The organism is Microbacterium oleivorans (genome assembly GCF_013389665.1).
Lineage (GTDB): Bacteria > Actinomycetota > Actinomycetes > Actinomycetales > Microbacteriaceae > Microbacterium > Microbacterium oleivorans_C.
Genome location: NZ_CP058316.1, coordinates 105442 through 130302 on the forward strand (window position 1 = coordinate 105442; position 24861 = coordinate 130302).

Below are 24861 nucleotides of genomic sequence, written 5' to 3' on the forward strand. Positions count from 1 at the left end.
CAGCCTACGCTTTCGGGGCCTCCACGTTCATAGGATGGTGCCATGCGCATCCACATCGCGACCGACCACGCCGGTCTCGAGTTCTCCACCCAGCTCCAGCACCACCTCGCCGAGGCCGGCCACGACGTGGTCGATCACGGTCCGATCGAGTACGACGCGCTCGATGACTATCCGGCCTTCTGCATCCGCGCCGCCCAGGCGGTGGTGCGCGATCAGCAGGCGGGCATCGAGACCCTCGGCGTCGTGTTCGGCGGGTCGGGCAACGGTGAGCAGATCGCCGCGAACAAGGTGCACGGCGTGCGAGCCGCCCTCGTGTGGAACCTGGCGACCGCCGAGCTGGCGCGCGAGCACAACGACGCGAACGTGATCGCCGTCGGAGCCAGACAGCACACGTTCGAGGAGGCCGTGTCGTTCATCGACCGCTTCGTCGAGACACCGTTCAGCGGTGAGGAGCGTCACGCCCGCCGCATCGCGCAGCTCGCCGCGTACGAGGCCGACGGCAGTCTGCTGCCGGATCCCCGCGAGGCGGGCGGAGGCCTCGCGTCGCCGCTTCCCGCGAGCGACTCGTTCGACCCGGAAGTGGGCTGATGCCCGAGGGGCATTCCGTCCACCGCATCGCCCGGCAGTTCGATCGGAACGTCGTGGGACGGCGCGTCCACGCGTCGAGCCCGCAGGGCCGGTTCGCCGAGGGCGCGACGGTGTTGGACGGCCGTGAGGCGGTCGAGGCGCGAGCGGTCGGCAAGCAGATGTTCCTCTCTTTCGACGGCGACGTGTGGCTGCGCGTGCACCTGGGCATGTACGGGGCGTGGGACTTCGCCGGTGAGATCGTCGCCGACCCCACGATCGCCTCCGCGAACGGGCGGATGGGCCAGACGAATCAGCGCGGGACCCAGCTCGATGCCGTGTACGACAGCGCGGGCGAGAACTCGCTCAGCTCGATCGGCGCACCTCGTCGCTCTCGCGGGCGGGTGCGCATGAGCGAGCAGACGACGGGCCTCGGAGGCGACGCGGCCGACGAGGCGGAGTGGCCGCCGCCGGTGGTCGGACAGGTTCGGCTGCGCCTGCTCACCGACGTGACCTGCGCGGATCTCCGCGGGCCCACGGCGTGCCAACTGCAGACGCCCGATGAGGTCGAGGCGACCATCGCGAAGCTCGGGCCCGACCCCCTCGTCGACGACCCCGCCGCGGGGGAGGAGCGGTTCACGGCCGTGGTGCGCCGCAAGCCCACGCCGATCGGACTGCTCCTCATGGATCAGGCAGTCGTCAGTGGCATCGGCAACGTGTACCGGGCGGAGATGCTCTTCCGCGCGCGTCTGAATCCCCACACGCCAGGGCGCGAGGTGCCGGAGGAGACGGTCCGCGGGCTCTGGCGCGACTGGGTGCGCCTGCTGGCCATCGGCGTCGAGACCGGTCAGATGATGACGATGGACGACCTCGACCCCGAGGCCTGGCGGCGGGCGATGGCCCACCGCGACGACCGCCACTGGGTCTACCACCGCGCGGGTCTGCCGTGCCGGGTGTGCGGCACGGCGATCGTCCTCGAAGACATGGCGTCCCGCAAGCTCTACTGGTGCCCCAGCTGTCAGAGGTGATCCGATGAGACAGAATCCGAGCTTCGCGATGACCGACGTCGCCGAACTGCGCCGCGTCATCGACGACAACCCGTGGGTCACCCTCGTCGGCACCGGTGAGGCAGGTCTGGTCGCCTCGCACTATGCGGTGCTGCTCGACGGCGACCGCGACGACCTCACGATCGTCGGACACGTCGGTCGGCCCGACGACGCTATCCTCGGGCTCGGTGAGCGGGAGCTCTTGGTGGTGGTGCAGGGTCCCCACGGCTACGTCTCCCCGAGCTGGTACGGCGATGCGGCGGCGGTTCCCACCTGGAACTTCGTGTCGGTGCACCTCTCGGGCGTCCCCGAGATCCTTGAGCCCGAGGAGAACCTCAGGGTGCTCGACCGACTCGTCGATCGTTTCGAGTCGTCGTTCGCTCAGCCCCGCGGCATGTGGTCGCCGCCGAACGACGAGGACTTCGTCCGACGTCTCGAACGCGGAACCGTCGGGTTCCGGCTCACGCCGACGCGGGTGGATGCGAAGCGCAAACTCAGCCAGAACCGCACCGATGACGTGGTCGACACCATCATCGAGCGGGTCGAGGCGGGCGCGTCACCGTACGTCGATCCCCGGCTCGGGGCCGAGATGCGGCGGGCGCACGAGGCGTTGCGCTCTGCGCGCCGGGCGTCCTCGTGAGTCTCGTGCGCGGCGATGTGGTCGACGTCATCGCGGACGTGCGTCTGACGGGACCCGGCCGCACCGATCCCTTCGGCGCGGAGCTGGTCGATGTGCACGTGGCGCGGGAGATCATCGTCGACATCGCGCCGGCCGGGGCTCTGCCGCGGCGCGGTGCGGTGCTCGAAGGATCCGGTGGATGGCTGCTGCCGGGCCTGTGGGATCACCACGTCCATACCGTGCAGTGGGCGCTGGCGGCGCGCCGGGTGGTGCTGGAAGGTGCCGCCTCGGCAGCGGAGGCCGCGGCCCTCATGGGGGCGACGCCCGCCGGGGACGACGGCCGGCGCGTCGGCTCGGGTTTCCGTGATGCGCTCTGGGTCGACCGGCCCGACCTCCCGTTGCTCGACGCCGCGACCGGTGACGTGCCGACGTATCTGATCAACTCCGACGTCCACAGCGTCTGGTTGAACTCCGCGGCGCTCCGGCGCGAAGGGATGTGGGCTGCCGACGGGGTTCTGCGAGAGGAACCCGCGTTCGAGATCTCGCGCCGCCTGAACGCGCTCGACGTCGATCTGGCCGACGCCGCGGTCATGGAGGCGGCACGGGCGGCATCCGCGCGCGGTGTCGTCGGCATCGTCGACCTCGACATGGCCTGGAACGCCGGGGCCTGGGATCGCCGGGTCTCCCGCGGTTTCGACGCGGTCCGCGTCTCGTTCGGGGTCTACGCGAGCTCTCTCGAGCGCGCGATCGAGGCCGGTCTCCAGACGGGGGACGCCATCGATGCCGGCCGGCTGGTGCGCATGGGTCCGTTCAAGGTGATCACCGACGGCTCGCTCGGCACCCGCACCGCCGCGTGCTCCCACCACTACCCGGGGAGGACCGGCGACTTCGGCGTGATGACCGTCCCGCCCGAGGAGCTCACCGCCCTCATGCATCGGGCGACCGGCGCCGGCATCTCGTGCGCCGTGCACGCGATCGGGGACGTCGCGAACAGTCACGCACTCGACGCGTTCGCCGCGACGGGGGCGACGGGCACCATCGAGCACGCGCAGCTGGTCGCTCACGCCGACATCCCGAGGTTTGCGCGGCTCGGGGTCGCTGCCAGCATTCAGCCCGCGCACGCCGTCGACGACCGCGACATGGCCGACGAGTTCTGGGCGGGCCAGACCGCCATCGCCTACCCGCTCCGGGAACTCGCGGATGCCGGTGCGAATTTGCTGTTCGGTTCCGACGCCCCGGTCGCCCCCCTTGATCCGTGGGCGACGATGGCGGCCGCCGTCTTCCGCACCGGCGACGGACGCGGACCGTGGCGACCGCACCAGCGTCTGGATGCCGCGACAGCTCTGGCGGCATCGACCGCGCACGGATCACACGCCGGTACGGCACTGGCACCCGGGGCCCCGTCCGACCTGATCGTGGTCGATCGAGACCCACTGGCGGCTACCGCCGACGGCCTCCGCGCCACGGTCGTGGCCGCGACGCTCCTCGGCGGACGGCTGACGCACGTCGCGTGAGGCCCGGGCGGGACAGGCGGGGCGCACGCACGCGCGGAGCGGCGTGGGGATCGCGAACGATCCCCACGCCGCTGCGCGCGTTCAGGGGCCTTATTCGGCGAGGTGCGCCAGCAGGAACCAGCGGTCCTTGTCGACACCGCGCTTGATCTCGATCGCCACATCCTGGCTCGAGAGGTCGACCTCGTCGAGCCCGTCGATGGCTGCCTGGAGGTCGGCGAGGGCGGCGTCGATGTCGGAGACGATCGCCTTGATCTCCTCGCGCCAGGGCGCGAATCCGGCGGGAACCGCGGTCGTGGTCTTCTCTGCGATGGTCGACACGCGCGAATCCACCGGGAGGCCGAGGGCGACGATGCGCTCCGCGGCGGTGTCGGCGTACTCCTGCGCGTGAGCGACGACGGTGTCGAGCAACTCATGGATCGCGATGAAGTTCGAGCCGCGGACGTTCCAATGGGCCTGCTTGCCGTTGACGACGAGCGCCTGCATCTTGTGGACGACGGGCGTGAGGAACTGCGCCGTGGCGGCCGCGATCTCGGGGTCCGCGGTGAGAGCGGGGGTGGTGGTGGTGGTGGTGTCGGTCATGTCTGCGCCTCCTTCTCGGCAGGTCGAGGCCTGCGCTGAAGGGAACGCTACTCAGCCCAGAACATTCCGCAAGCAAGAGAAGGCTGGGCTCACCAGGGGTAACGTATGCCCGTGACCGTCTCGTCCGCCGCATCCATCCTGCCGTCGGGAGACGAACGGCCCCGCCTGCACCCCACCGTCTTCGTCGCGGCCGGGGCCCGGGTGGTCGGCGACGTCACCCTCGGTGACCACGTGAGCGTCTGGTACAACGCGGTGATCCGCGCCGACCGATCCCCGGTGAGCATCGGCTCGCGGAGCAACGTCCAGGACGGCGTCGTGATCCACGTGGACGCCGCATCGCGCGCGACGATCGGTGACGACGTCTCCATCGGCCACAACGCCGTCGTCCATGGGTGCACGATCGAGGATGGATGCCTCATCGGCATGAACAGCACGGTCCTCAGCGGCGCCGTCGTGGGCGCAGGCTCGCTGGTCGCCGGGGGAGCGGTCGTGCTGGAGGGCACCGTCATCCCGCCCGGATCCCTTGTCGCCGGCGTGCCCGCGAAGGTCAGGCGCGCGCTGACCGAAGACGAGCGGGCCGGCCTCCGGCGCAATGCCGAGACCTACCTCCGTCTGGCCGAGCTGCACGGGGGGATGTGACGCGCGTCGCGGATTCCGGCACGGAGTAGGGCGCCGCACATGGCAGGTCGGACACCGGTGGAGGGGCTGACGAGAATCGAACTCGCATCATCTGTTTGGAAGACAGAGGCTTTACCACTAAGCTACAGCCCCGCATCCGGCCGGAACCGGATGGAGGTCGCGTTCCGCTGGGCCTGACGGCCTCGCGAACAGCAACCCGACGAGTCTAGCGGACTCCGTCGGCTAGACTGAACACGGCCGTTTCCGACGCATGTCGCGGCGCGCCCGGGGCGTAGCTCAGCTTGGTAGAGCGCCCGCTTTGGGAGCGGGAGGCCGCAGGTTCAAATCCTGTCGCCCCGACTACGGCCCCCACGAACCCAGACCACCGATCGGCCGCGCGCTGCGCGGCCGCATAAAGGAGAACGACAGGTATGGTCACCAGCACCGTCGAGACGCTCAGCCCCACCCGGGTGAAGCTCCACATCACGGTCAGCCCGGATGAGCTCAAGCCGAGCATCGCCCACGCATACGAGCACATCGCTCAGGACGTGCAGATCCCCGGCTTCCGCAAGGGCAAGGTGCCCGCCCCGATCATCGACCAGCGCGTCGGCCGTGGCGCGGTCATCGAGCACGCGGTGAGCGAGGGGCTCGACGGGTTCTACCGCGAGGCCGTCACCACCAACGAGCTGCGCGTCCTGGGCCGTCCGTCGGCCGAGGTCGTCGACTGGCCGAGCGATAAGGACTTCACCGGCGACCTCAAGGTCGAGGTCGAGGTCGACGTACGGCCCGATTTCGAGCTGCCGTCCTATGACGACATCACGATCGAGGTCGACGCCGTCGCCACCGACGACGCCGCCATCGACGAGGAGCTCGACCGCCTGCGTGGTCGCTTCGGCACCCTCGTGACCGTCGACCGGCCTGCGAAGACGGGCGACTTCGTCGAGCTCGATCTCGTCGCCACCATCGACGGCAACGAGATCGACCGCGCCGAAGGGGTCTCGTACGAGGTGGGCTCGGGCGAGCTGCTCGAGGGCATCGACGAGGCGGTCGAGTCGCTCACGGCGGGCGAGGACACCACGTTCCGCTCCAAGCTCGTCGGCGGCGACCACGCCGGTGAAGAGGCCGAGGTCGCCGTGACCGTGACCGCCGTCAAGGAGCGCGAGCTCCCCGATGCCGACGACGACTTCGCTCAGATGGCGAGCGAGTTCGACACCATCGCCGAACTGCGCGAGAGCCTCGTCGAGCGCGTCTCGCAGCAGAGCGTCTTCACCCAGGGCGCTGCCGCGCGCGACAAGCTCGTCGACGCGCTCCTCGAGAAGGCCGAGATCCCCGTTCCGGCCGGTCTGGTCGAGGACGAGGTGCACGCACACCTCGAGGGCGAGGGCCGTCTGGAAGACGACGTGCACCGCGCCGAGGTCGCCGAGGCCAGCGAGAAGCAGTTCCGCACCCAGATGATCCTCGACAAGATCGCCGAGGCTCATGAGGTGCAGGTCTCGCAGGACGAGCTCACCCAGTATCTGATCCAGGCCTCCGGCCAGTACGGCATGGCTCCCCAGGACTTCGTCAACGCTCTGCAGCAGAACGGCCAGCTGCCGGTCATGGTCGGCGAGGTCGCCCGCAACAAGGCCCTCGCGATCGTGCTCGGCAAGGTCAGCGTCGTCGACACCGACGGCAAGTCCGTCGACCTGACCGGCTTCATCGCCGTGGAGGGCGAGGAGGGCGCTGCCGACGAGGTCGTCGACGAGGCCGAGGAGATCGCCGACGCGGCCGCCGACGCCGATGCCGTGATCGCCGCCGAGGAGGCGCCGAAGAAGAAGGCTCCGGCCAAGCGCGCGCCGGCCAAGAAGAAGGCCGAGGCCGCCGACGAGGCGCCCGCCGAGGCGGAAGCCGAGAAGGCTCCGGCCAAGAAGGCGCCGGCCAAGAAGGCTCCCGCCAAGAAGGCGCCGGCCAAGAAGGCGGCGGACGACACCGCCGCGGAGTGATCCGCACGCCGGGCTGACCGGCACGGAGGGGGCGGATGCTGCGGCATCCGCCCCCTCCGTCGTCCCCGGCCGCCGGGCGGCTATGCCCACGGCGAACACGGTCGGGGCACGCCGATCGCCTCGGTAGATTCGACACGTCACGAAACTTCGGATCAGGAGCACACATGGCTGACCCCCTCATCGCAACCAGCGTCTTCGACAGACTGCTGAAGGACCGCATCATCTGGCTCGGGTCGGAGGTGCGCGACGATAACGCGAACGAGATCTGCGCGAAGATCCTCCTGCTCGCAGCCGAGGACTCTGAGAAGGACATCTTCCTCTACATCAACTCACCCGGTGGGTCGATCACCGCGGGCATGGCGATCTACGACACGATGCAGTTCGTGCCGAACGACATCGTCACGGTCGGGATCGGCATGGCCGCCTCGATGGGCCAGCTGCTGCTGACGGCGGGCACGAAGGGCAAGCGCTACATCACGCCCAATGCCCGTGTGCTCCTGCACCAGCCGCACGGCGGGTTCGGCGGCACCTCGAGCGACATCCAGACGCAGGCGCAGTTGATCCTCGACATGAAGCGGCGCCTCGCCGAGATCACTGCCGCCCAGACCGGCAAATCTGTCGAACAGGTCAACGCGGACGGTGACCGGGACCGCTGGTTCACCGCGGCCGAGGCTCTCGAGTACGGCTTCGTCGACCACATCCGCGAGTCGGCGACGGACGTCGTCGGCGGCGGCGGCACCGAGAACTGATCGACCGAAGGAGACACAAAACGATGAACACACCCGCCTTCGGCCTTCCCCACGGCGTTGCCCTGCCCTCGAGCCGGTACATCCTGCCGCAGTTCGAGGAGCGCACCGCCTACGGCTACAAGCGCCAGGACCCCTACAACAAGCTGTTCGAAGACCGCGTGATCTTCCTCGGTGTGCAGGTCGACGACGCCTCGGCCGACGATGTCATGGCCCAGCTGCTCGTTCTCGAGTCGCAGGACCCCGACCGCGACATCATCATGTACATCAACTCGCCCGGCGGATCCTTCACGGCGATGACCGCGATCTACGACACGATGCAGTACGTCTCGCCGCAGATCCAGACCGTCGTCCTGGGGCAGGCGGCCTCCGCCGCGTCGGTGCTGCTCGCGGCCGGTGCGCCCGGCAAGCGCCTCGCTCTTCCCAACGCGCGCATTCTGATCCACCAGCCGGCGGTGGGCGAGGCCGGTCACGGACAGGCATCCGACATCGAGATCCAGGCCGCGGAGATCCTCCGGATGCGCACCTGGCTCGAGGAGACGATGGCGCGTCACACCAATCGCACGCAGGAGCAGGTCAACAAGGACATCGATCGCGACAAGATCCTCTCGGCACACGAGGCGATGGAGTACGGCATCGTCGACCAGGTGCTGACCTCGCGTAAGCGGACCCCCGCGGCCATCACCGCCTGAGTCTCGCGACGGCGAACCGAACGGCCCCGGAGCGTTCCGGGGCCGTTCGCGTCCCGTTCGTGGCCGATCCCGACGAAGGTGACGCAAATCCGCTGGTTGTCTGCGGGAGAGGTTAGGCTCGGAACACCGCGTTCCCGTGGGGGACGGCGGCATCCGGCATCCAGGAGGGTACATGGCTCGCATCGGTGAGAGCGCCGACCTGTTCAAGTGCTCGTTCTGCGGCAAGAGTCAGAAGCAGGTCCAGCAGCTGATCGCAGGTCCCGGCGTCTACATCTGCGACGAGTGCGTCGAGCTGTGCAACGAGATCATCGAAGAGCGGATGGCCGAGTCCGGCGACGAGACCGTCGCGGACTTCGATCTGCCCAAGCCCCGTGAGATCTTCTCGTTCCTCGAGGAGTACGTCGTCGGACAGGACCCGGCCAAGCGTGCGCTCTCCGTCGCCGTCTACAACCACTACAAGCGCGTCCGAGCACACACGACGCTGCAGCCGGCCGAGCAGCGCGCGGACGACGTCGAGATCGCCAAGAGCAACATCCTGCTCCTCGGACCGACCGGATGCGGCAAGACGTATCTCGCGCAGACGCTCGCGAAGCGGTTGAACGTGCCGTTCGCCGTGGCCGATGCGACGGCACTGACCGAGGCAGGGTACGTCGGCGAGGACGTCGAGAACATCCTCCTCAAGCTCCTGCAGGCTGCGGACTTCGACGTCAAACGCGCCGAGACGGGGATCATCTACATCGACGAGGTCGACAAGATCGCGCGCAAGGCGGAGAACCCCTCGATCACGCGCGACGTGTCGGGTGAGGGTGTCCAGCAGGCTTTGCTGAAGATCCTGGAAGGAACGGTCGCCTCGGTTCCGCCGCAGGGTGGTCGCAAGCACCCGCACCAGGAGTTCATCCAGATCGACACGACGAACGTGCTCTTCATCGTGGCCGGTGCCTTCGCCGGGCTCGAGGAGATCATCTCCTCGCGCGTCGGCAAGCACGGTGTCGGATTCGGCGCGCGGCTGCAGGAGAAGGACAAGCAGCTCGACCTGTTCCGCGAGGTCGAGCCCGAGGACCTGCACAAGTTCGGCCTGATCCCGGAGTTCATCGGACGTCTGCCCGTCGTGACCTCCGTCGCTCCGCTCGATCAGAAGGCTCTGATCGAGATCCTGACGGGCCCCCGCAACGCGTTCGTGAAGCAGTACCAGCGCATGTTCGAGCTCGACGGTGTCGAGCTCGAGTTCGAGGAGGATGCCCTCCGCGCCATCGCCGACCTGGCTGTCGCCCGCAAGACGGGTGCGCGCGGGCTGCGAGCCATCCTCGAGGACGTGCTGGGTCCGATCATGTTCGAGATCCCCTCGGCCGACGACGTCGATAAGGTCATCGTGACCCGCGCAGCCGTCGACGAGCGTGCGGCACCCACCCTGGTGCTGCGGCAGAAGCGCAAGAGCGCCTGACGTCGCGTTCCTCGCCGGGGCTGCGGTGCAACCGCTGCAGCCCCGTAGCTCGGTCCTGCAGTGTCGGTGGTCGCACATAGTGTCGATGTGCTGTGTCGACCGATTCGGCGTTGCGCGCGGGGAGGACACATCATGGGACGGATCATCTTCGATACGGCGACGTCGCTCGACGGGTTCATCGCGGACTCCGCCAACTCGCTCGCCTGGTTGTTCGCCGTCGAGGGCGGTGAGGCTCCCAGCGACGACCTTCTGCCCGGCGGGGCCGGGGTCGTCGTCGAGGGCTCGACGACGTACGAGTGGGTGCTCGCCGAGTCCGACATCCTCGCCCACCCCGAGCGCTGGCAGGAGTTCCACGGCGACCGCCCGACGTTCGTCTTCACCACGCGGGACCTGCCCCGGCCTCACGGGGCCGACATCACCTTCGTCTCCGGTGCCGTCGGCACGGTGCTTCCGCGCATACGCGCGGTGGCAGGCGATCGCGACATCTGGGTCGTCGGCGGGGGAGACCTGGCCGGTCAGTTCTTCGATGCGGGCGCCCTCGACGAGATCGCCGTATCGATCGCGCCGGTCACGCTCGGGGCGGGCGCACCGCTCCTGCCCCGACGGATCGGATCGGACCGACTCCGGTTGCAGTCCGCCCGTGCCGTCGGGCAGTTCGCGCGGCTGGTCTACGGGGTCGGCGCCGCCTGAGTCGGCGAGCCGTCACGCGTCCAGGCCGCGGCGGGCGAGCAGCGGCTCGATGCGCGCGTCCCGTCCGCGGAAGTCCCGGTAGGCGGCGAGCGGATCGCGCGACCCACCGACGCCGAGGACGAACTCCCGGAACCGGTCGCCGTTCGCTCGCGTCGATCCGCCGTTCTCGTCGAACCACTCGACGGTATCGGCGTCGAGGACCTCACTCCAGATGTACGAGTAGTAGCCCGCGCTGTAGCCGCCGGAGAACACGTGCGCGAAGTAGGTCGACGAATAGCGCGGCCGGACGGCAGGGTCGTCCAGACCGATGTCGGACAGCGCCCGCGCCTCGAAGGCGGCGACATCGTCGACCGCGCCTGCGGCCTCGGCCGAGAGCGAGTGCCACGCGAGGTCGAGCCACGCCGCCGCGAGGTACTCGCTCGTGGCGAACCCCTGGTTGAACGCCCCGGAAGCCTCGAGGCGGGCGACGACCTCGACGGGGAGGGGCTCGCCGGTCTCGACATGTCGGGCGTAGTTCTCGAGGATCTCGGGCCGGAACATCCACATCTCGTTGACCTGGCTCGGGAACTCGACGAAATCGCGGAACACGTTCGTGCCCGCGAAGCTGGGATAGGTCACCCGAGCGAAGAGGCCGTGCAGCGCGTGGCCGAACTCATGGAAGAGCGTCGCGACCTCGTCGAGGGTGAGCAGCGTCGGTGTTCCGGGAGACGGCTGCGAGACGTTCAGGTTGTTGACGACGATCGGGGCCGTCCCGCGCAGGGTGGAGTGAGATGCGATGGAGTTCATCCACGCGCCGCCGCGCTTGGTGTCGCGGGTGTAGAGGTCGAGGATGAACAATCCCAGATGCGAGCCGTCCGCATCGGTCACCTCGAAGACCCGCGCGTGGGGGTGGTAGGCCGGGAGGTCCGGGCGCTCGCGGAACGAGATGCCGTACAGTCGACCGGCCGCGAAGAAGACGCCGTCGTGCAGCACCCGCTCGGCCTCGAACCAGGGCCGCAGGGCGGCGGTGTCGATGTCGAGCTCGGCGCTGCGCACCTGCTCGGTGTAGAACGGCCAGTCGGCCGCGCCGATCCCGTCCTCGAGCCCGGCGCCCGCGATGCTCTCCAACGCCGCTTTCTCGCGCGTGGCATTGCGTGCGGCGGCGGGAGCGAGTCGGCGCAGCAGTCCGGCGACGGCCTCCGGTGTGCCGGCCGTCTGATCCGAGGTCACGTAGGCGGCGTGCGAAGCGAACCCGAGGAGCTCGGCCCGTTGCGCGCGCAGTCGCACGATCTCGAGAAGAACCGGCCGGTTGTCGTGTGCTCCCGCTCGCGATCCCCGGGCCGTCGACGCCTCGAGCAGCCGGCGGCGGCTCGTGCGATGGCGCAGCGATGCGAGCAGGGGGTGGCTGGTGAACAGCCTGAGGCCGATGACGTAGCGGTCGGGCAATCCGCGTTCGGCAGCGGCGCGCGCTGCGGCCGAGATCTCTCCATCGCTGAGGCCCGCGAGATCTTCGACCGCGTCGAAGACGACGGCGAGGTCGTTCGTGTCGGCGAGGAGGTTCTTCTCGAACGTGGTGGTCAGCACGGAGAGCCTGCCGTTGAGCGCCGTCAGCCGCTGCTTGTCGACATCGCCGAGAGCCGCTCCCGCGTGGGTCATCTGCGTGAACCGTCGCTCGACCAGGTAGTGCTCCTCGGGAGTGAGCTCGAGCTCTTCGCGCTTCCGATGAACGCGCTCCACGCGGGCGTAGAGGCGCGAGTCGAGAAGGATCGCGTCCGTGTGCGCCGACATGAGCGGGGCGAGCTCCTCGTCGATGCGTTGGATGTCCGGCGTCGCATCCGCGGAGGCGACCGTGGAGAAGGTACGCGCGACCTGCCCCAGCAGCTCGCCGCTGGTCTCCCATGCCGCGACGGTGTTCGCGAATGTCGGCTCGTCGGTCGCCGACGCGATCGTCTCGACCTCCTCGCGCTGCCGGCGGAAGCCCTCACGGAACGCCGGCAGGTAGTGCTCGGGCGCGATGATCCGGTAGTCGGGGAGACCATGGGGCAACGAGGGGCCGGACAGGAGCGGGTTGAGCGAATCCGTCATGAGTTCAGCCTAGGTGCGGGGCGCTGAAGCCCCCGTCGGGGCCGGGACCTGAGCCCGCCGCCCGCTCCCGCCCGAAGCACCCGGGTCAGAACGTGTCGTCGTCGATCTGTCCGACGACAGCGCGGCCCTCGGCATCGAGCGAGACCACCACGCCGGTCTCGAGCTCTGCGACAGGACGCCCCTCGAGCCACGTCAGCGTCCACTTCGGCCGGGGATCGGTGTCGATGATCCGGTCGACCTGGCGGATCTGTTCGCGCAGCGTCGCGGGGACGGCAGCGGGTGCCTCGTCGCCGCTTTCCCATCGGGTTCCGAGTCTCATGTCAAACCTCCTGGGGTGCGAGTTCGACGCGCTCGACGAGCAGCTCGCCCTCGCCGTCCTCGAGTTCGAGTTCGGCGATACGCCCGACCGCTTTCAGATCGCCTTCCGCGCGGCGCAGACGCGCGACGGTCGCCGCGTCCGCGCGCAGGGTCAGCACCGTGACGGGGGTCTTCTGTGATGCCTTCGCTTCGGTCTTGGCGCGACGAATACCGATGAGTGCTGTGCTCGCGGCCGTCAGAACGGCAGGGTCGCCGTCGACCTCGCGCGGCTGCGGCCAGGGTGCCGTGTGCACCGAACCCTCCTCGAACCAGGACCAGGCCTCCTCCGTGGCGAACGACAGTACCGGAGCGAGCAGGCGCAGCAGCGAGGACAGGGCCAGACGCAGGGCGAGCGCGGCTGAAGCCTGGCCGCTGTCGGCCTGGTTGTAGGCGCGCTCCTTGACGAGCTCGAGATAGTCGTCGCAGAAGGTCCAGAAGAACGCCTCGGTGATCTCCAGTGCGCGGGCGTGGTCATAGCCCTCGAACGCGCGCGTCGCGTCGACGATGACCTTGTCGAGAGTGGCGAGCATGGCGGCATCCAGATCGTGCGTCACCTCGGCGCCCTCGGGGACCGGGAACGACAGCACGAACTTCGCGGCGTTGAGGACCTTGATCGCGAGGCGGCGCCCGATCTTGACCTGTGTCGGGTTCTGCGGGTCGAACGCCGCGTCCGATCCGAGACGGCTCGATGCCGCCCAGTAGCGCACGGCGTCCGTGCCGTGCTGCGCGAGGATGTCCGCCGGTGTCACGACGTTCCCCTTCGACTTCGACATCTTCTTGCGATCGGGGTCGACGATGAAGCCGGAGATCGCGGCATCCGACCAGGGGGCACGGCCGTCCTCGAGAGCGCTGCGCAGCATGGTCGAGAACAGCCACGTGCGGATGATGTCCTGACCCTGTGGGCGCAGATCGAAGGGGGCGACGAGGTCCCACAGCTCCTCGTCGCGCTGCCAGCCGCCGGCCAGCTGGGGGGTGAGCGAGGAGGTCGCCCAGGTGTCGAAGATGTCGCGCTCTGCGTCGAAGCCGCCGGCGACGCCGCGCTGGTCGGCGGTGTACCCGTCGGGGACATCGGTCGTGGGGTCGATCGGGAGCCGGTCGGCGGCGGGCGTGATGACCCGTGCGTAGTCCCGCTCGCCGTTCTCGTCCAGGCCGTACCAGACCGGGATCGGCACGCCGAAGAAGCGCTGGCGGGACACGAGCCAATCGCCGGTCAGGCCATTGGTCCAGTTCTCGTAGCGCACCCGCATGAACTCGGGGTGCCACGACATCTCGTTCCCGAGCGAGATCAGACGCGCGCGGAGGTCCTCGTCGCGGGCGCCGTTGCGCAGGTACCACTGACGCGTCGAGACGATCTCGAGGGGCCGGTCGCCCTTCTCGAAGAACTTCACCGGATGGGTGAACGGCTTCGACACGGCGAGCAGCTCACCCGACTCCTCGAGCAGTTCGACGACGCGCTTCTTGGCGCTGAAGACGGTCTTGCCGGCCAGCTCGGCGTACGCCCGACGGGCCGCCTCGGTGACGATGACGTCGGGTGCGTCGGGGAGGATACGTCCGTCGGCACCGAGAATGGTGCGGTTGGGCAGATCGAGCTCACGCCACCAGATGATGTCGGTGACGTCGCCGAACGTGCAGATCATCGCGATGCCCGATCCCTTGTCCTGCTGCGCGAGCGGGTGGGCCAGCACCGGCACCTCGACGTCGAAGAGGGGCGTGCGGACGGTCTGTCCGAAGTAGGGCTTGTAGCGCTCGTCATCGGGGTTCGCCACGAGTGCGACGCACGCGGCGAGGAGCTCGGGACGTGTCGTCTCGATATGGATGTCGCCCGTGCCGTCGGTCTTGTGGAAGGCGATGCGGTGGTAGGACGCCTGCTGATCGCGGTCCTCGAGCTCGGCCTGGGCGATCGCCGAACGGAAGTCGATGTCCCACAGCGTGGGCGCCAGAGCCTGGTACGCCTCGCCGCGCTCGAGGTTGCGCAGGAACGCGAGCTGGCTCGTGCGGATCGTCTCGTCGGAGATGGTGCGGTACGTCTGGGTCCAGTCCACCGAGAGTCCGAGCTGCCGGAACAGCGATTCGAACTGCTTCTCGTCCTCGATGGTCAGCCTCTCGCACAGCTCGATGAAGTTGCGGCGGCTGATGGGCACCTGGTCGGCGGCGCGGCTCGACTTGTTGTCGCCGCCCTCGAACGGTGGGACGAAGGAGGCGTCGTAGGGGAGTGTCGGGTCGCAACGCACGCCGTAGTAGTTCTGGACGCGGCGTTCGGTCGGCAGGCCGTTGTCGTCCCAGCCCATCGGGTAGAACACGCTCTTGCCGCGCATGCGCTCGAAGCGCACCATGAGGTCGGTGTGGGTGAACGAGAAGACGTGTCCGATGTGGAGCGATCCCGACGCGGTCGGCGGCGGAGTGTCGACGGAGAACACGCCGCCTCGGCCGCTCTCGGCCGCACGTGCACGGTCGAACAGGTAGGTGCCCTGGTCGGTCCATGCGGTGTCCCACTTGGTTTCGAGGCCTTCGAGTGCGGGCTTGTCGGGGATGTGCGCTGCCATCGGAACTCCTCGGCGATATGTGCGGCACTGTGTGAGCGTGCCTGAGTGTGGGTGCCCCCCGAGTCTACTCGGCGGGGCGCGAGGACCGCGCCCCGCCGGAGTTCAGAACGCGGCTTCGATGGTGGCGTTGCCCGAGATGACCTCACGCACCTCGTCGCCGGTGAACGCGTCGACCAGCGCGCGGGTGGCGTCGGAGTCGGCGTCCTCGCTCGGGACGACCAGCTGCAGCGCGAACCGGTCGTCCAGCTCGGTGAGCAGCCCGTCGTCCTGCGGCGTCAGTCCCAGTGCGGCGATGTGCGACGGCCACTGGAACACGAGGTCGGCCTCGTCGTACGCGGTGTTCAGCTGGTTGATCTCGAGCGAGAGGAACTGGAGGTTCCGCGGGTTCGCCGCGACGTCGTCCAGAGTCGCGGCGTACGGGTCGATGCCGTCCGCGAGCGTGATGAGATCCGCATCGGCGAGCATCTTGAGCGCGCGCGCGGCGTTCGAGGAGTCATTGGGGATCGCCACGGTCGCCCCGTCGGGGAGCCCCGCGATGTCGTCGAGGGTCTTGGAGTAGAAGGCGATCACGAAGTTGTAGATCGGCTGCACCGCCTCGAGCGAGGCGCCGTTCTTGGCGTTGAACTCGCTCATGTAGGGCTCGTGCTGAGAGAAGTTCGCATCGATGTCGCCGGCAGCGAGCATGTTGTTGATGGTGACGTAGTCCGACACCTCGACCAGCTCGATCTCGTAGCCGTCGGCGATGGCCTCCCCGGCGGCCTCGACGATGTCGGTGGCCGGCGCGGTGACGGCCCCCACGCGCAAGGTCACGGGGCCGTCGGCGGGCTCGGCCTCGGAGGCGGCGGGCGAGCAACCGGCGAGCAGGGCAGCCGACACGACGGCGGCGACGGCGGCCGCGGTGAAACGGGATCGGAGCGAGCGGACGGGCATGGGGTTCTCCTCGTGAGAGTCGGTGGGGCGGGTGGGAGGGGTCAGCGGTGGTCGAGTCGGACCGACAGCCGGTGGCCGGCTGACTGGATGACGAGCACGACGATGAGGATGACGGTGATGGTGAAGTACATGAGGGGATAGTCGTACTCCTGGTAGCCGTAGCGCAGCGCGAAGTCGCCGACACCGCCGCCGCCGACGACACCGAGCACGGTGGAGTAGGACAGCAGGCTGATCGTGGCCGACGTGAGCGCGTACACCAGCCCCGGGACGGCCTCGGGCAGCAGGAACCGCGTCACCGTCTGCGGAACGGTGGCGCCCATGGTCCGGGCGACACGGGGGATGCCGGGGCTGATCTCTCGCAGGATCTGCTCGACCAGGCGGGCGTAGATGGCGACCGCGACGAAGCACAGCGAGAACGTCGCGGCCGGCGTTCCGAAAGTGGTGCCGTAGACGAGACGCGTGACGGGCACGAGGAAGACGACCAGCAGCAGGAACGGGAACGAGCGGACGACGTTGATGAACATGTTGCCCACCCACCACAGTGCCCGATTCTCGGAGACGCCCCCACGACGCGTGAGGTAGACGAGCATGCCGAGGGGCAGCCCGAGCACGACGGCTGCCGCCAGAGCGACGACCAGCATGTACCCCGTCTGCGCGAGGGCCTCGAGCAGGTCGTCGCCCCGGCGCGCGAGCGATTCGACGAGGGCGCTCATGCGCCGAGCTCCCGTCGGGCCCGGTCCAGGTAGCTGCCCCGCTCGCGTTCGACCGCGGGACCGACCGTCAGCACCTCGCGGAGGACACCCGACTCGAACAGGGCCACACGGTCGCAGATCCGGCGGACGACGGCGAGATCGTGCGTGACGACGACGACCGTCGTGCCGAAGCGATCGCGTGCCTCTCGGAGGAGCTCGAGCACGCCGTCGGTCGTCGTGGCATCGAGGGACGAGGTGGGCTCATCGCACAGCAGCAGCCGCGGACGCGAGACCAGCGCGCGGGCGATCCCCACGCGCTGCCGCTGACCACCGCTGAGTTGCGCCGGGTACGCGTCCAGCTTGCCGTCGAGTCCGACGAATCTCACCGCCTCCTCCACCCGGCTCCGGTGCTCGCGCCTGTCTGCAGGCGTGCGCCGCGGCGTGCCGACGGCGAGCTGCACGGCGACGTTCTCGCGCACCGTGCGATTGGCGAGCAGGTGCACGCCCTGGAAGACCACGCCGATACGGCGACGCAACGCGCGCAGCTCGGGCGGGGACAGCCGGGCAGGGTCGGTCCCGAGCACCGAGACGGCGCCGGACGATGCGGTGAGCTCGCCGGTGAGGAGGCCGAGGAGGGTGCTCTTCCCGGCCCCGCTCTCGCCGATCACGCCGAAGATCTCGCCGTCGCGGACGTCGACGCCGACGTTCGAGAGCGCCCGGGTACCGTCCGGGTAGGTGACATCGACGCCGGCGAGGGAGACCGGAAGGTCGGGCGTGGGCACGCGGCATCCTCCAATAGTTGGACGACGTTCAACTATAGTCGGGGTATGAGTGTCCGGTACCGCACGTCAGCTTTCAACGACGACGGAGGGGTCGGCGTCACCCGCGTGCCCGGCGGACTCGCGGTCGCCGTCAGCAACCCGCTCGATCCGCACCACGATCCTGCGGCGAGCAATCCCGAGCAGCTCCTCGCGCTGTCGTGGGCGACGTGTCTGAACGCGACGGCGCAGGCCGTGGTGCAGCGAGCTCGGCGTACCGCCGTTCGTGTCGAGGTCGCGATGCGAGACGCCGAGGAGCGCACGGGCTACGAGTTCGTGGTGACCGCCTTCGTCTCGGCGGAGGGACTCGACGAGACGGCGACAGCGCGGCTCGCGGCCGACGTGCACGATCGGTGCCCGGTGTCACGGCTGCTCCAGGGCGCCGCGACGGTCTCCGTGGAGACCGAGGCGTGGGCGGCGCGCTGACGGACGCGAGCACGACCGGGCGCGATCACCGGTCGACGGCGAAACCCAGGTGCGGCATGTCGACCCCGCGATAGCGGACGACGAATCGGCGACGCACCGTCATCCCCAAGCGGATCGCGACGTTCATCGATGCGAGGTTGGTGTCGCGCACCTTCGCCCAGATGGTCTCGGCCCCGAGTTCGCGAAACCCCCAGTCCCGTGCCGCCGTGGCGGCCTCGGCCGCGTATCCGCGGTGCCAATACGCTCGCCGGAAGAGGTACCCGACCTCGAGGACCTCGTCGTCGTCGATGCGCTGGCGGGTGATGCCGCACTGGCCGATCATCCCGGATCCGGCGAGGTCGACGGCCCACAGACCGAACCCGTCGTCGTCGTAGCGACGCAGGTTCCGCGCGAGCCACTGCGCGCTCTCGTCGTCATCGAACGCGCCCTCGTACGCGGTCATGGCGATCGGATCGCTGAGGATCGCGCGCAGCGGCTCGAGATCGTCCGCGGTCATCGGCCGGAGCACGAGCCGCTCGGTGCGGGCGATCACGACGACGAGCCCGAGCGTGCGGCGACCGGGTGGCGCTCTTCCTGCACATCGATGCCGAGCGCCGTCGCGAGGGCGCGAGCGTGGGCCTCGACCTGCCGCTCCGACATGGTCGCCTCTCGAAGCGCCCGCACGTCCGTGAAGGCGAGGACGTCGAGCCCGCGGAGGTCGAGGTCGGTCGAGCGCATCTCGCGCGTGTCGAACTCGTCGACCGCTGTGTCCTCGAACCGAACGCGTTCGAGAACGGCCCCCGGGGCGTCGAGTGTCCCGATGCGGCACCCCGAGAAGGTGACGTCGCGCAGCGTCGACGCCGGAACCGACAGGTAGTCCACCCGCACTCCGCGCAGCAGCACCCCGTCCCAACGGCCGCGCGACAGGTCGAGAGTGCCGATCCGCCCTCCGGACAGGCGCACCGATCGCCAGCTGCCGTCCCGGGCGACGATCTCCGCGGCGGCCGGATCATCGATGACGACGTCGGCCAGTACCGCCCCCGTCAGATCGAGGCGATCGACGGATGCTGCGACGAGGCGGCTCTCGCTCAGCCGGGCATGAGCACCGTCGGCCGTCGCTTCGAGTCGGATCGACGCCTCGGTGAGCTCCGCGCGCCGCGCCAACCTGCCGGCGACGAGATGGCGGGGGAGGTCGGGTTCGCTGCCGCGCGGGGGAGCGGGACGGAGTCGGGGGCGTGCCATGCCTTCAGCGTAGGCCGACGGTATGATGGGCAGATCAGCACCGATCCGGCCATCACCGGGGAGCTCTCGGAAGAACGGCGGTCCACCGCCCGGTAGAACCGAGCGGGGCAGGCCCGTCACAGCCGCTGGGAGAGTGGCCCTCCGGGGCAAGCGGGGTGGTACCGCGGTCGAACGATCGTCCTCGCAGGAAGTCCGACCCTGCGAGAGATGCCATGACATACCCCCGACCCTCTGCCTCCGGCCCCGCCGCCGACAGCGTCGTGCCCAGCCCGCGCTTTCCCGATGTCGAGCGCGACGTCCTCGCGTTCTGGGAGCACGACGACACCTTCCGCGCATCGATCGAGCGCCGCGAGGGCGCGCCCGAGTGGGTGTTCTACGACGGTCCGCCCTTCGCGAACGGTCTGCCTCACTACGGCCATCTGCTCACCGGCTACGCGAAGGACCTCTTCCCCCGCTTCCAGACGATGCGAGGCAAGAAGGTCGACCGCGTCTTCGGCTGGGACACCCACGGGCTGCCCGCCGAGCTCGAGGCGATGAAGCAGCTCGGGATCACCGAGAAGAGCGAGATCGAGCAGATGGGTATCGCCGCGTTCAACGCCAAGGCGCGGTCGTCGGTGCTCGAGTACACCCGTGAGTGGGAGGACTACGTCACCCGGCAGGCGCGCTGGGTGGACTTCGAGCGAGGCTACAAGACGCTCGACCCGTCCTTCATGGAGTCGGTGCTGTGGGCCTTCAAGGAACTGTGGGACAAGGACCTCGCCTACGAGGGCCACCGCGTCCTGCCCTACTGCTGGCGCGACGAGACGCCGCTGTCGAACCACGAGCTGCGGATGGACGACGACGTCTACAAGATGCGTCAGGACCCGTCGGTGACGGTCACCTTCCCGTTCGTGGGCGCCAAGGCGGAGTCGCTGGGACTCACGGGCGTGCGCGCGCTGGCGTGGACGACCACGCCGTGGACGCTGCCGACCAACCTCGCCCTCGCGGTGGGTCCGGCGATCGACTACGTCGTGCTGCCGGGCGGACCGGCCGGAGCCGCCGACGTGCACGAGGACCGCGCCGAGGCGGACGCGCACCGGTACCTGCTGGCCGCGGACCTGCTGGCGGGCTACGCCAAGGATCTCGGGTACGCGTCGGCCGAGGAGGCGCGCGAGGCGGTCGAGCGGACCGTCGTGGGCGCCGACCTCGCGGACGTGCAGTACGACCGTCTGTTCGACTACTACGCCGACACCGAGACATGGGGGACGGCGAGCGCGTGGCGCGTCCTCGTCGACGACTACGTGACCACGACCGACGGCACCGGCATCGTGCACCAGGCCCCGGCCTACGGTGAGGACGACCAGCGCGTGACCGCCGCCGCGGGCATCCCGCTCATCATGAGCCTCGACGACGGAGGTCGCTTCCTGCCGCAGGTCGCCGATGTCGCCGGCGAGCTCTGGATGGATGCGAACCGGCCGCTCATCCGTCTGCTTAAGGCCGAGGGTCGGCTGCTGCGCGAAGCCAGCTACGAGCACTCGTACCCGCACTGCTGGCGCTGTCGGAACCCTCTCATCTACAAAGCGGTGTCGAGCTGGTTCGTGCGGGTCACGGCCATCAAGGACCGTCTGCTCGAGCTGAACGAGCAGATCACGTGGGCCCCGGAGAACGTCAAGCACGGGCAGTTCGGCAAGTGGCTCGAGGGCGCCCGCGACTGGTCGATCAGCCGCAACCGCTTCTGGGGCTCGCCGATTCCGGTCTGGAAGAGCGATGACCCCGAGTATCCGCGGGTCGACGTCTACGGCTCGCTGGCCGACATCGAGCGCGACTTCGGGCGTCTGCCGCGGAACGAGTCGGGCGCGGTCGACCTGCATCGGCCGTACATCGACGATCTCACCCGTCCGAACCCCGACGACCCGACGGGACGATCGACGATGCGGCGGATCGAGGACGTCTTCGACGTCTGGTTCGACTCCGGGTCGATGCCCTACGCCCAGGTGCACTACCCGTTCGAGAACCGCGGGTGGTTCGACGAGCACGCTCCGGCCGACTTCATCGTCGAGTACATCGGTCAGACGCGCGGCTGGTTCTACGTCATGCACGTGCTCTCGGGGGCGCTGTTCGACCGTCCGGCCTTCTCGGGAGTCGCCTGTCACGGCATCGTGCTGGGCAGCGACGGTCAGAAGATGTCGAAGTCCTTGCGCAACTACCCCGACGTGTCGGAGGTGTTCGACCGCGACGGGTCCGACGCGATGCGCTGGTTCCTCATGAGCTCGTCGGTGCTGCGCGGGGGCAACCTCGTCGTGACGGAGGAGGGGATCCGAGCGGGCGTGCGCGAGTTCCTGCTTCCGCTGTGGAACACGTGGTACTTCTTCGCGACGTACGCCAACGCCGCGGGGGGCCCGGCGGGTTCCGGCTATCAGGCGCGATGGCGCACCGATTCGGCGAACGTCCTCGACCGCCACATCCTCGCCCTCACCGGTGACCTCGTGCGCGAGGTCGCGACGGACCTCGAGGCCCTCGACTCGACGATGGCCGCGGCCAAGCTGCGCGATTTCGGCGAGGCTCTGACCAACTGGTACATCCGCCGCTCGCGCGACCGGTTCTGGGAGGGCGTGCGTCCGGGGGACGAGACCTCCACCGAGGCCTTCGACACCCTGTACACCGTGCTGGAGACGCTGACGCGCGTCGCTGCGCCGTTGCTCCCGCTCGTGAGCGAACGCATCTGGCAGGGCCTGACCGGGGGGCGCAGCGTGCACCTGGAGGACTGGCCGGACGCCGGCGCGTTCGCCCCCGCGAGGGACATCCGTTCGGCCATGGACGCCGTGCGCGAGGTCTCCTCGGTGACCAACGCGCTGCGCAAGAAGGAGGGCAAGCGGGTGCGTCTGCCGCTGCCGGGATTGACGGTCGCGGTGGCCGGCGCCGCGGAACTCGCCCAGTTCGAGGACATCCTGCGCGACGAGCTCAACGTCAAGCAGGTCGCGGCGCTCGAGCTCGCCGACGACCTGGCAGCCTCCTACGGCATCAGCCGGCGACTCTCGGTCAACGCCCGGGCGGCGGGCCCGCGTCTGGGCAAGCGGGTGCAGCAGGTCATCGCCGGCGCCCGCGCGGGTGTCTGGTCCGAGGAGGACGGCGTCGTCGTCGTCGACGGGGTGCCGCTCGAGCCGGGCGAGTACGATCTGACGCTCGAAGCGGGCGGCGTCGCCGAGGGCACGGCGATCGCCCTGCTCTCGGGCGGCGGCTTCGTGCTGCTCGACACCACCACCACTTCGCAGCTGGAAGCGGAGGGACTCGCGCGCGATGTCGTCCGCGCGGTGCAGGACACGCGAAAGGCCGCCGGGTTCGAGGTGAGCGACCGCATCCGTCTCGACCTCGAGTTCGCGGATGCCGGTGACGCCGCGGCCGTGGCCGAGGCCTTCGAAGTCGCGGACGTCGCGGGCGAGACCCTCGCCGTGGCGTACTCCATCGCTGGCCCCGACGGCGAGCTGCTGTCGCAGTGGCGCGAGGTCGGCGCGGTCGAGCACAGCGCGCGTGTCGCGGCGGGGACGTACGCCAACGCCGGAGACTTCGCCGTCCACGTCGGCAGAGCAGGAGAGAACGCATGACCGATCAGGCACGCGCGGACGCCGTCTACGCCGCACTGCTCCAGCGCCAGGGCGAGCAATGGGTGCAGCCGCGCGTCGAGCGCACGCGGCGCGTCCTGGAACTGTTGGACGACCCGCAGCGCACGTACCGTGTCGTCCACGTGACCGGCACCAACGGCAAGACCTCGACGAGCCGCATGATCGAAAGCCTGGTCCGCGCGCACGGGCTGCGGACGGGGTTGTTCACCAGTCCGCATCTCGAGCGCTTCACCGAGCGCATCATGGTGGACGGCGAGCCGATCGCCGATGCCGCCGTGGCCGACGCCTGGGAGGAGATCGAGCCCTTCGTCGACCTCGTCGACGCCGAGCTGGATGCCGCAGGCGACGCGCCGCTGACGTACTTCGAGTTGCTGACGGTGCTCGCCTTCGTCGCGTTCGCCGACGCCCCCGTCGATGTCGCCGTCGTCGAGGTGGGTATGGGCGGCGCCTGGGATTCCACCAACACCGCCGACGGGGACGTCGCCGTCATCGGACCCGTCGCCCTCGACCATGCCGACCGCCTCGGCGCGACGGTCGCCGAGATCGCCGAGGTCAAGGCGGGGATCATCAAGCCCGGAGCCTCCGTGGTCTCGGCGGCGCAGACCCCCGAGGCGGCCGCCGCGATCCGTGCCCGCGCGGCCGAGGTCTCAGCGACGGTGGGCTTCTCGGGCGTCGACTTCGGCCTGACGGCGCACAACCTCGCCGTCGGCGGGCAGCAGGTGAGCGTGCGGGGCCGCGCGGGGGAGTACCCCGAGCTGTATCTTCCCCTCTACGGCTCTCACCAGGCCGAGAACGCCGCGCTCGCGGTGGCGGCGGTGGAGGCGCTGATCGGAGCCGACGACCAGGGACTCCACCCCGAGGTCGTCGCCGACGGGCTGGGTGCGGTGACCTCGCCGGGGCGCCTGCAGCTGCTCGGGGTCTCCCCGACCGTGCTCGTCGACAGTGCTCACAACCCGCACGGCGCCCACGCTCTCGCCGGCGCGCTTCGGGAGTCGTTCGACTTCGACGAATGGGGCGTCGTCCTGGGCGTGCTGGGCGACAAGGACGCCGACGGGATCGTCGCCGCCCTCGCGCCGGTCGCCGCCCACGTGTTCGCGACCGCGCCCGACTCCGAGCGCGCGTCCGAGCCCGTGCTCGTCGCCGACCTCGCGGAGGAGCGCGGTGTCGCGGTCACCGAGCACCGCGACCTCATCGAAGCCGCGGAGGCCGCGCGGGAGTGGGCCTCCGCTGCCGATCGCCGGGCCGTCGTGATCGCCGGGTCGGTCGTGCTGGCCGGCGAGGCCATCGCGCTGGCGAACGCGGAGGACTGGAAGTCGGGATGGCGGTCGTGAGCGCGCCCCGTCCCCGTCGGCGCCGCGGCGCCGCGGAATCCCTCGGTTCGGTGGTCCTCGGGTTCGAGTCGATCGTGGTGTTCCTGGGCGGCCTCACGGTCTACGGTCTGGACGCGTTGCCGGCATCCGTCCCGTCGTGGTGGGGCGTCGTGCTCGGGTCGCTGCTGGCTCTCGTGATGATCCTGACCGCCGGGGCGCTGCGACACCGGTGGGGCATCGCGCTGGGGTGGGCGCTGCAGGCGATCCTCGCCCTGGGGGTGTTCCTCGTGCCGGCACTCGGCATCGTGGCCGTCGTTTTCGGCGCGATGTACGCGTATGCGACGATCAAGGGGGCTGCCCTCGACCGGCGCAACGCCGCCCTGGCAGCCGACGAATCGAACGGAGACTGA

Annotated in this window: 23 protein-coding genes and 2 tRNA genes; 15 read left to right on the plus strand and 10 right to left on the minus strand. The window is 69.5% G+C overall.

The genetic code is table 11. From position 1 onward, the window contains the following. The first annotated feature begins 42 nt into the window (after positions 1-42). From HW566_RS00575 to HW566_RS00590, 4 genes are read left to right on the plus strand one after another with little or no spacing between them, the layout of a single operon-like run. A complete protein-coding gene (locus HW566_RS00575; RefSeq protein ID WP_178009490.1) occupies positions 43-588 on the plus strand; it encodes a ribose-5-phosphate isomerase in 546 nt (181 codons plus the stop codon). Then, complete coding sequence (locus HW566_RS00580; protein WP_178009492.1) at positions 588-1592, plus strand: Fpg/Nei family DNA glycosylase; 1005 nt, start codon at positions 588-590, stop codon at positions 1590-1592. The genes HW566_RS00575 and HW566_RS00580 overlap by 1 nt, the downstream gene beginning before the upstream one ends. Before the next feature lie 4 nt (positions 1593-1596). Continuing rightward, positions 1597-2250: an FMN-binding negative transcriptional regulator gene (locus HW566_RS00585; RefSeq protein WP_178009494.1), complete on the plus strand. Its 654-nt coding sequence runs from the start codon at positions 1597-1599 to the stop codon at positions 2248-2250. After that, positions 2247-3743 (plus strand): amidohydrolase, encoded by a 1497-nt coding sequence (locus tag HW566_RS00590; RefSeq protein ID WP_178009496.1) that lies wholly within the window; start codon positions 2247-2249, stop codon positions 3741-3743. The genes HW566_RS00585 and HW566_RS00590 overlap by 4 nt, the downstream gene beginning before the upstream one ends. A gap of 90 nt (positions 3744-3833) precedes the next feature. Here HW566_RS00590 and HW566_RS00595 read toward each other — a convergent pair whose 3' ends face one another. After that, the gene (locus tag HW566_RS00595; RefSeq protein ID WP_178009498.1) at positions 3834-4322 is read right to left on the minus strand and encodes a Dps family protein; all 489 of its coding nucleotides are present in this window, start codon (positions 4320-4322) and stop codon (positions 3834-3836) included. Positions 4323-4433: 111 nt separating this feature from the next. Between HW566_RS00595 and HW566_RS00600 the strand changes: the two genes are divergently transcribed. Next, positions 4434-4961, plus strand: a complete 528-nt coding sequence (locus tag HW566_RS00600; protein WP_178009500.1) for a gamma carbonic anhydrase family protein — start codon at positions 4434-4436, stop codon at positions 4959-4961. A 58-nt stretch (positions 4962-5019) separates the two neighbouring features. On the opposite strand, the gene HW566_RS00605 is transcribed toward HW566_RS00600, so the two are convergent. Next, a tRNA-Gly gene (locus HW566_RS00605) sits at positions 5020-5093 on the minus strand. A 133-nt stretch (positions 5094-5226) separates the two neighbouring features. Here HW566_RS00605 and HW566_RS00610 point away from each other — a divergent pair. The 6 genes from HW566_RS00610 to HW566_RS00635 all read left to right on the plus strand — a co-directional run bounded on the left by HW566_RS00610 (position 5227) and on the right by HW566_RS00635 (position 10491). After that, a tRNA-Pro gene (locus HW566_RS00610) sits at positions 5227-5300 on the plus strand. A 71-nt stretch (positions 5301-5371) separates the two neighbouring features. Continuing rightward, entirely contained in the window at positions 5372-6922 is a 1551-nt protein-coding gene (gene tig / locus HW566_RS00615) for a trigger factor (protein WP_178009502.1), read from the plus strand. Positions 6923-7086: 164 nt separating this feature from the next. Next, entirely contained in the window at positions 7087-7671 is a 585-nt protein-coding gene (locus HW566_RS00620; protein WP_178009504.1) for an ATP-dependent Clp protease proteolytic subunit, read from the plus strand. Positions 7672-7694: 23 nt separating this feature from the next. After that, a complete protein-coding gene (locus HW566_RS00625) occupies positions 7695-8360 on the plus strand; it encodes an ATP-dependent Clp protease proteolytic subunit (RefSeq protein WP_178009506.1) in 666 nt (221 codons plus the stop codon). A gap of 172 nt (positions 8361-8532) precedes the next feature. Next, positions 8533-9801, plus strand: a complete 1269-nt coding sequence (gene clpX / locus HW566_RS00630; RefSeq protein ID WP_178009508.1) for an ATP-dependent Clp protease ATP-binding subunit ClpX — start codon at positions 8533-8535, stop codon at positions 9799-9801. A gap of 132 nt (positions 9802-9933) precedes the next feature. Continuing rightward, complete coding sequence (locus tag HW566_RS00635; RefSeq protein ID WP_178009510.1) at positions 9934-10491, plus strand: dihydrofolate reductase family protein; 558 nt, start codon at positions 9934-9936, stop codon at positions 10489-10491. 12 nt (positions 10492-10503) lie between these two features. On the opposite strand, the gene HW566_RS00640 is transcribed toward HW566_RS00635, so the two are convergent. The 6 genes from HW566_RS00640 to HW566_RS00665 all read right to left on the minus strand — a co-directional run bounded on the left by HW566_RS00640 (position 10504) and on the right by HW566_RS00665 (position 17859). Further along, positions 10504-12555 (minus strand): M3 family metallopeptidase, encoded by a 2052-nt coding sequence (locus HW566_RS00640; protein WP_178009511.1) that lies wholly within the window; start codon positions 12553-12555, stop codon positions 10504-10506. Positions 12556-12640: 85 nt separating this feature from the next. Continuing rightward, the gene (locus HW566_RS00645; protein WP_178009513.1) at positions 12641-12874 is read right to left on the minus strand and encodes a hypothetical protein; all 234 of its coding nucleotides are present in this window, start codon (positions 12872-12874) and stop codon (positions 12641-12643) included. Between the two features lies 1 nt (position 12875). Beyond that, positions 12876-15455, minus strand: coding sequence for a valine--tRNA ligase (gene valS / locus HW566_RS00650; RefSeq protein WP_178009515.1), 2580 nt, complete (start codon positions 15453-15455; stop codon positions 12876-12878). A 102-nt stretch (positions 15456-15557) separates the two neighbouring features. After that, complete coding sequence (locus HW566_RS00655) at positions 15558-16385, minus strand: MetQ/NlpA family ABC transporter substrate-binding protein (protein ID WP_178009516.1); 828 nt, start codon at positions 16383-16385, stop codon at positions 15558-15560. Positions 16386-16426: 41 nt separating this feature from the next. Further along, on the minus strand, positions 16427-17098 hold the full coding sequence (locus tag HW566_RS00660; RefSeq protein WP_178009518.1) for a methionine ABC transporter permease: 672 nt from the start codon (positions 17096-17098) through the stop codon (positions 16427-16429). Continuing rightward, entirely contained in the window at positions 17095-17859 is a 765-nt protein-coding gene (locus HW566_RS00665; protein WP_178009520.1) for an ATP-binding cassette domain-containing protein, read from the minus strand. Before HW566_RS00665 ends, HW566_RS00660 begins: the two co-directional genes overlap by 4 nt. Positions 17860-17904: 45 nt before the next feature. Between HW566_RS00665 and HW566_RS00670 the strand changes: the two genes are divergently transcribed. Then, the gene (locus HW566_RS00670; RefSeq protein WP_178009522.1) at positions 17905-18321 is read left to right on the plus strand and encodes an OsmC family protein; all 417 of its coding nucleotides are present in this window, start codon (positions 17905-17907) and stop codon (positions 18319-18321) included. Positions 18322-18346: 25 nt separating this feature from the next. On the opposite strand, the gene HW566_RS00675 is transcribed toward HW566_RS00670, so the two are convergent. Together HW566_RS00675 and HW566_RS00680 are read right to left on the minus strand one after the other, a co-directional pair. After that, entirely contained in the window at positions 18347-18853 is a 507-nt protein-coding gene (locus tag HW566_RS00675) for a GNAT family N-acetyltransferase (RefSeq protein ID WP_178009523.1), read from the minus strand. Beyond that, complete coding sequence (locus tag HW566_RS00680; RefSeq protein WP_178009525.1) at positions 18850-19542, minus strand: hypothetical protein; 693 nt, start codon at positions 19540-19542, stop codon at positions 18850-18852. The genes HW566_RS00675 and HW566_RS00680 overlap by 4 nt, the downstream gene beginning before the upstream one ends. Before the next feature lie 212 nt (positions 19543-19754). Here HW566_RS00680 and ileS point away from each other — a divergent pair, with 212 nt between their 5' ends. The 3 genes from ileS to HW566_RS00695 are packed head-to-tail and all read left to right on the plus strand — an operon-like array spanning position 19755 to position 24861. Next, positions 19755-23123 carry an isoleucine--tRNA ligase gene (gene ileS / locus HW566_RS00685; RefSeq protein ID WP_178009527.1) on the plus strand — a complete coding sequence of 1123 codons (3369 nt, stop codon included), beginning with the start codon at positions 19755-19757 and terminating at the stop codon, positions 23121-23123. Next, positions 23120-24472: a bifunctional folylpolyglutamate synthase/dihydrofolate synthase gene (locus HW566_RS00690; RefSeq protein WP_178009529.1), complete on the plus strand. Its 1353-nt coding sequence runs from the start codon at positions 23120-23122 to the stop codon at positions 24470-24472. The genes ileS and HW566_RS00690 overlap by 4 nt, the downstream gene beginning before the upstream one ends. Continuing rightward, complete coding sequence (locus HW566_RS00695; RefSeq protein ID WP_178009530.1) at positions 24460-24861, plus strand: DUF4233 domain-containing protein; 402 nt, start codon at positions 24460-24462, stop codon at positions 24859-24861. The genes HW566_RS00690 and HW566_RS00695 overlap by 13 nt, the downstream gene beginning before the upstream one ends.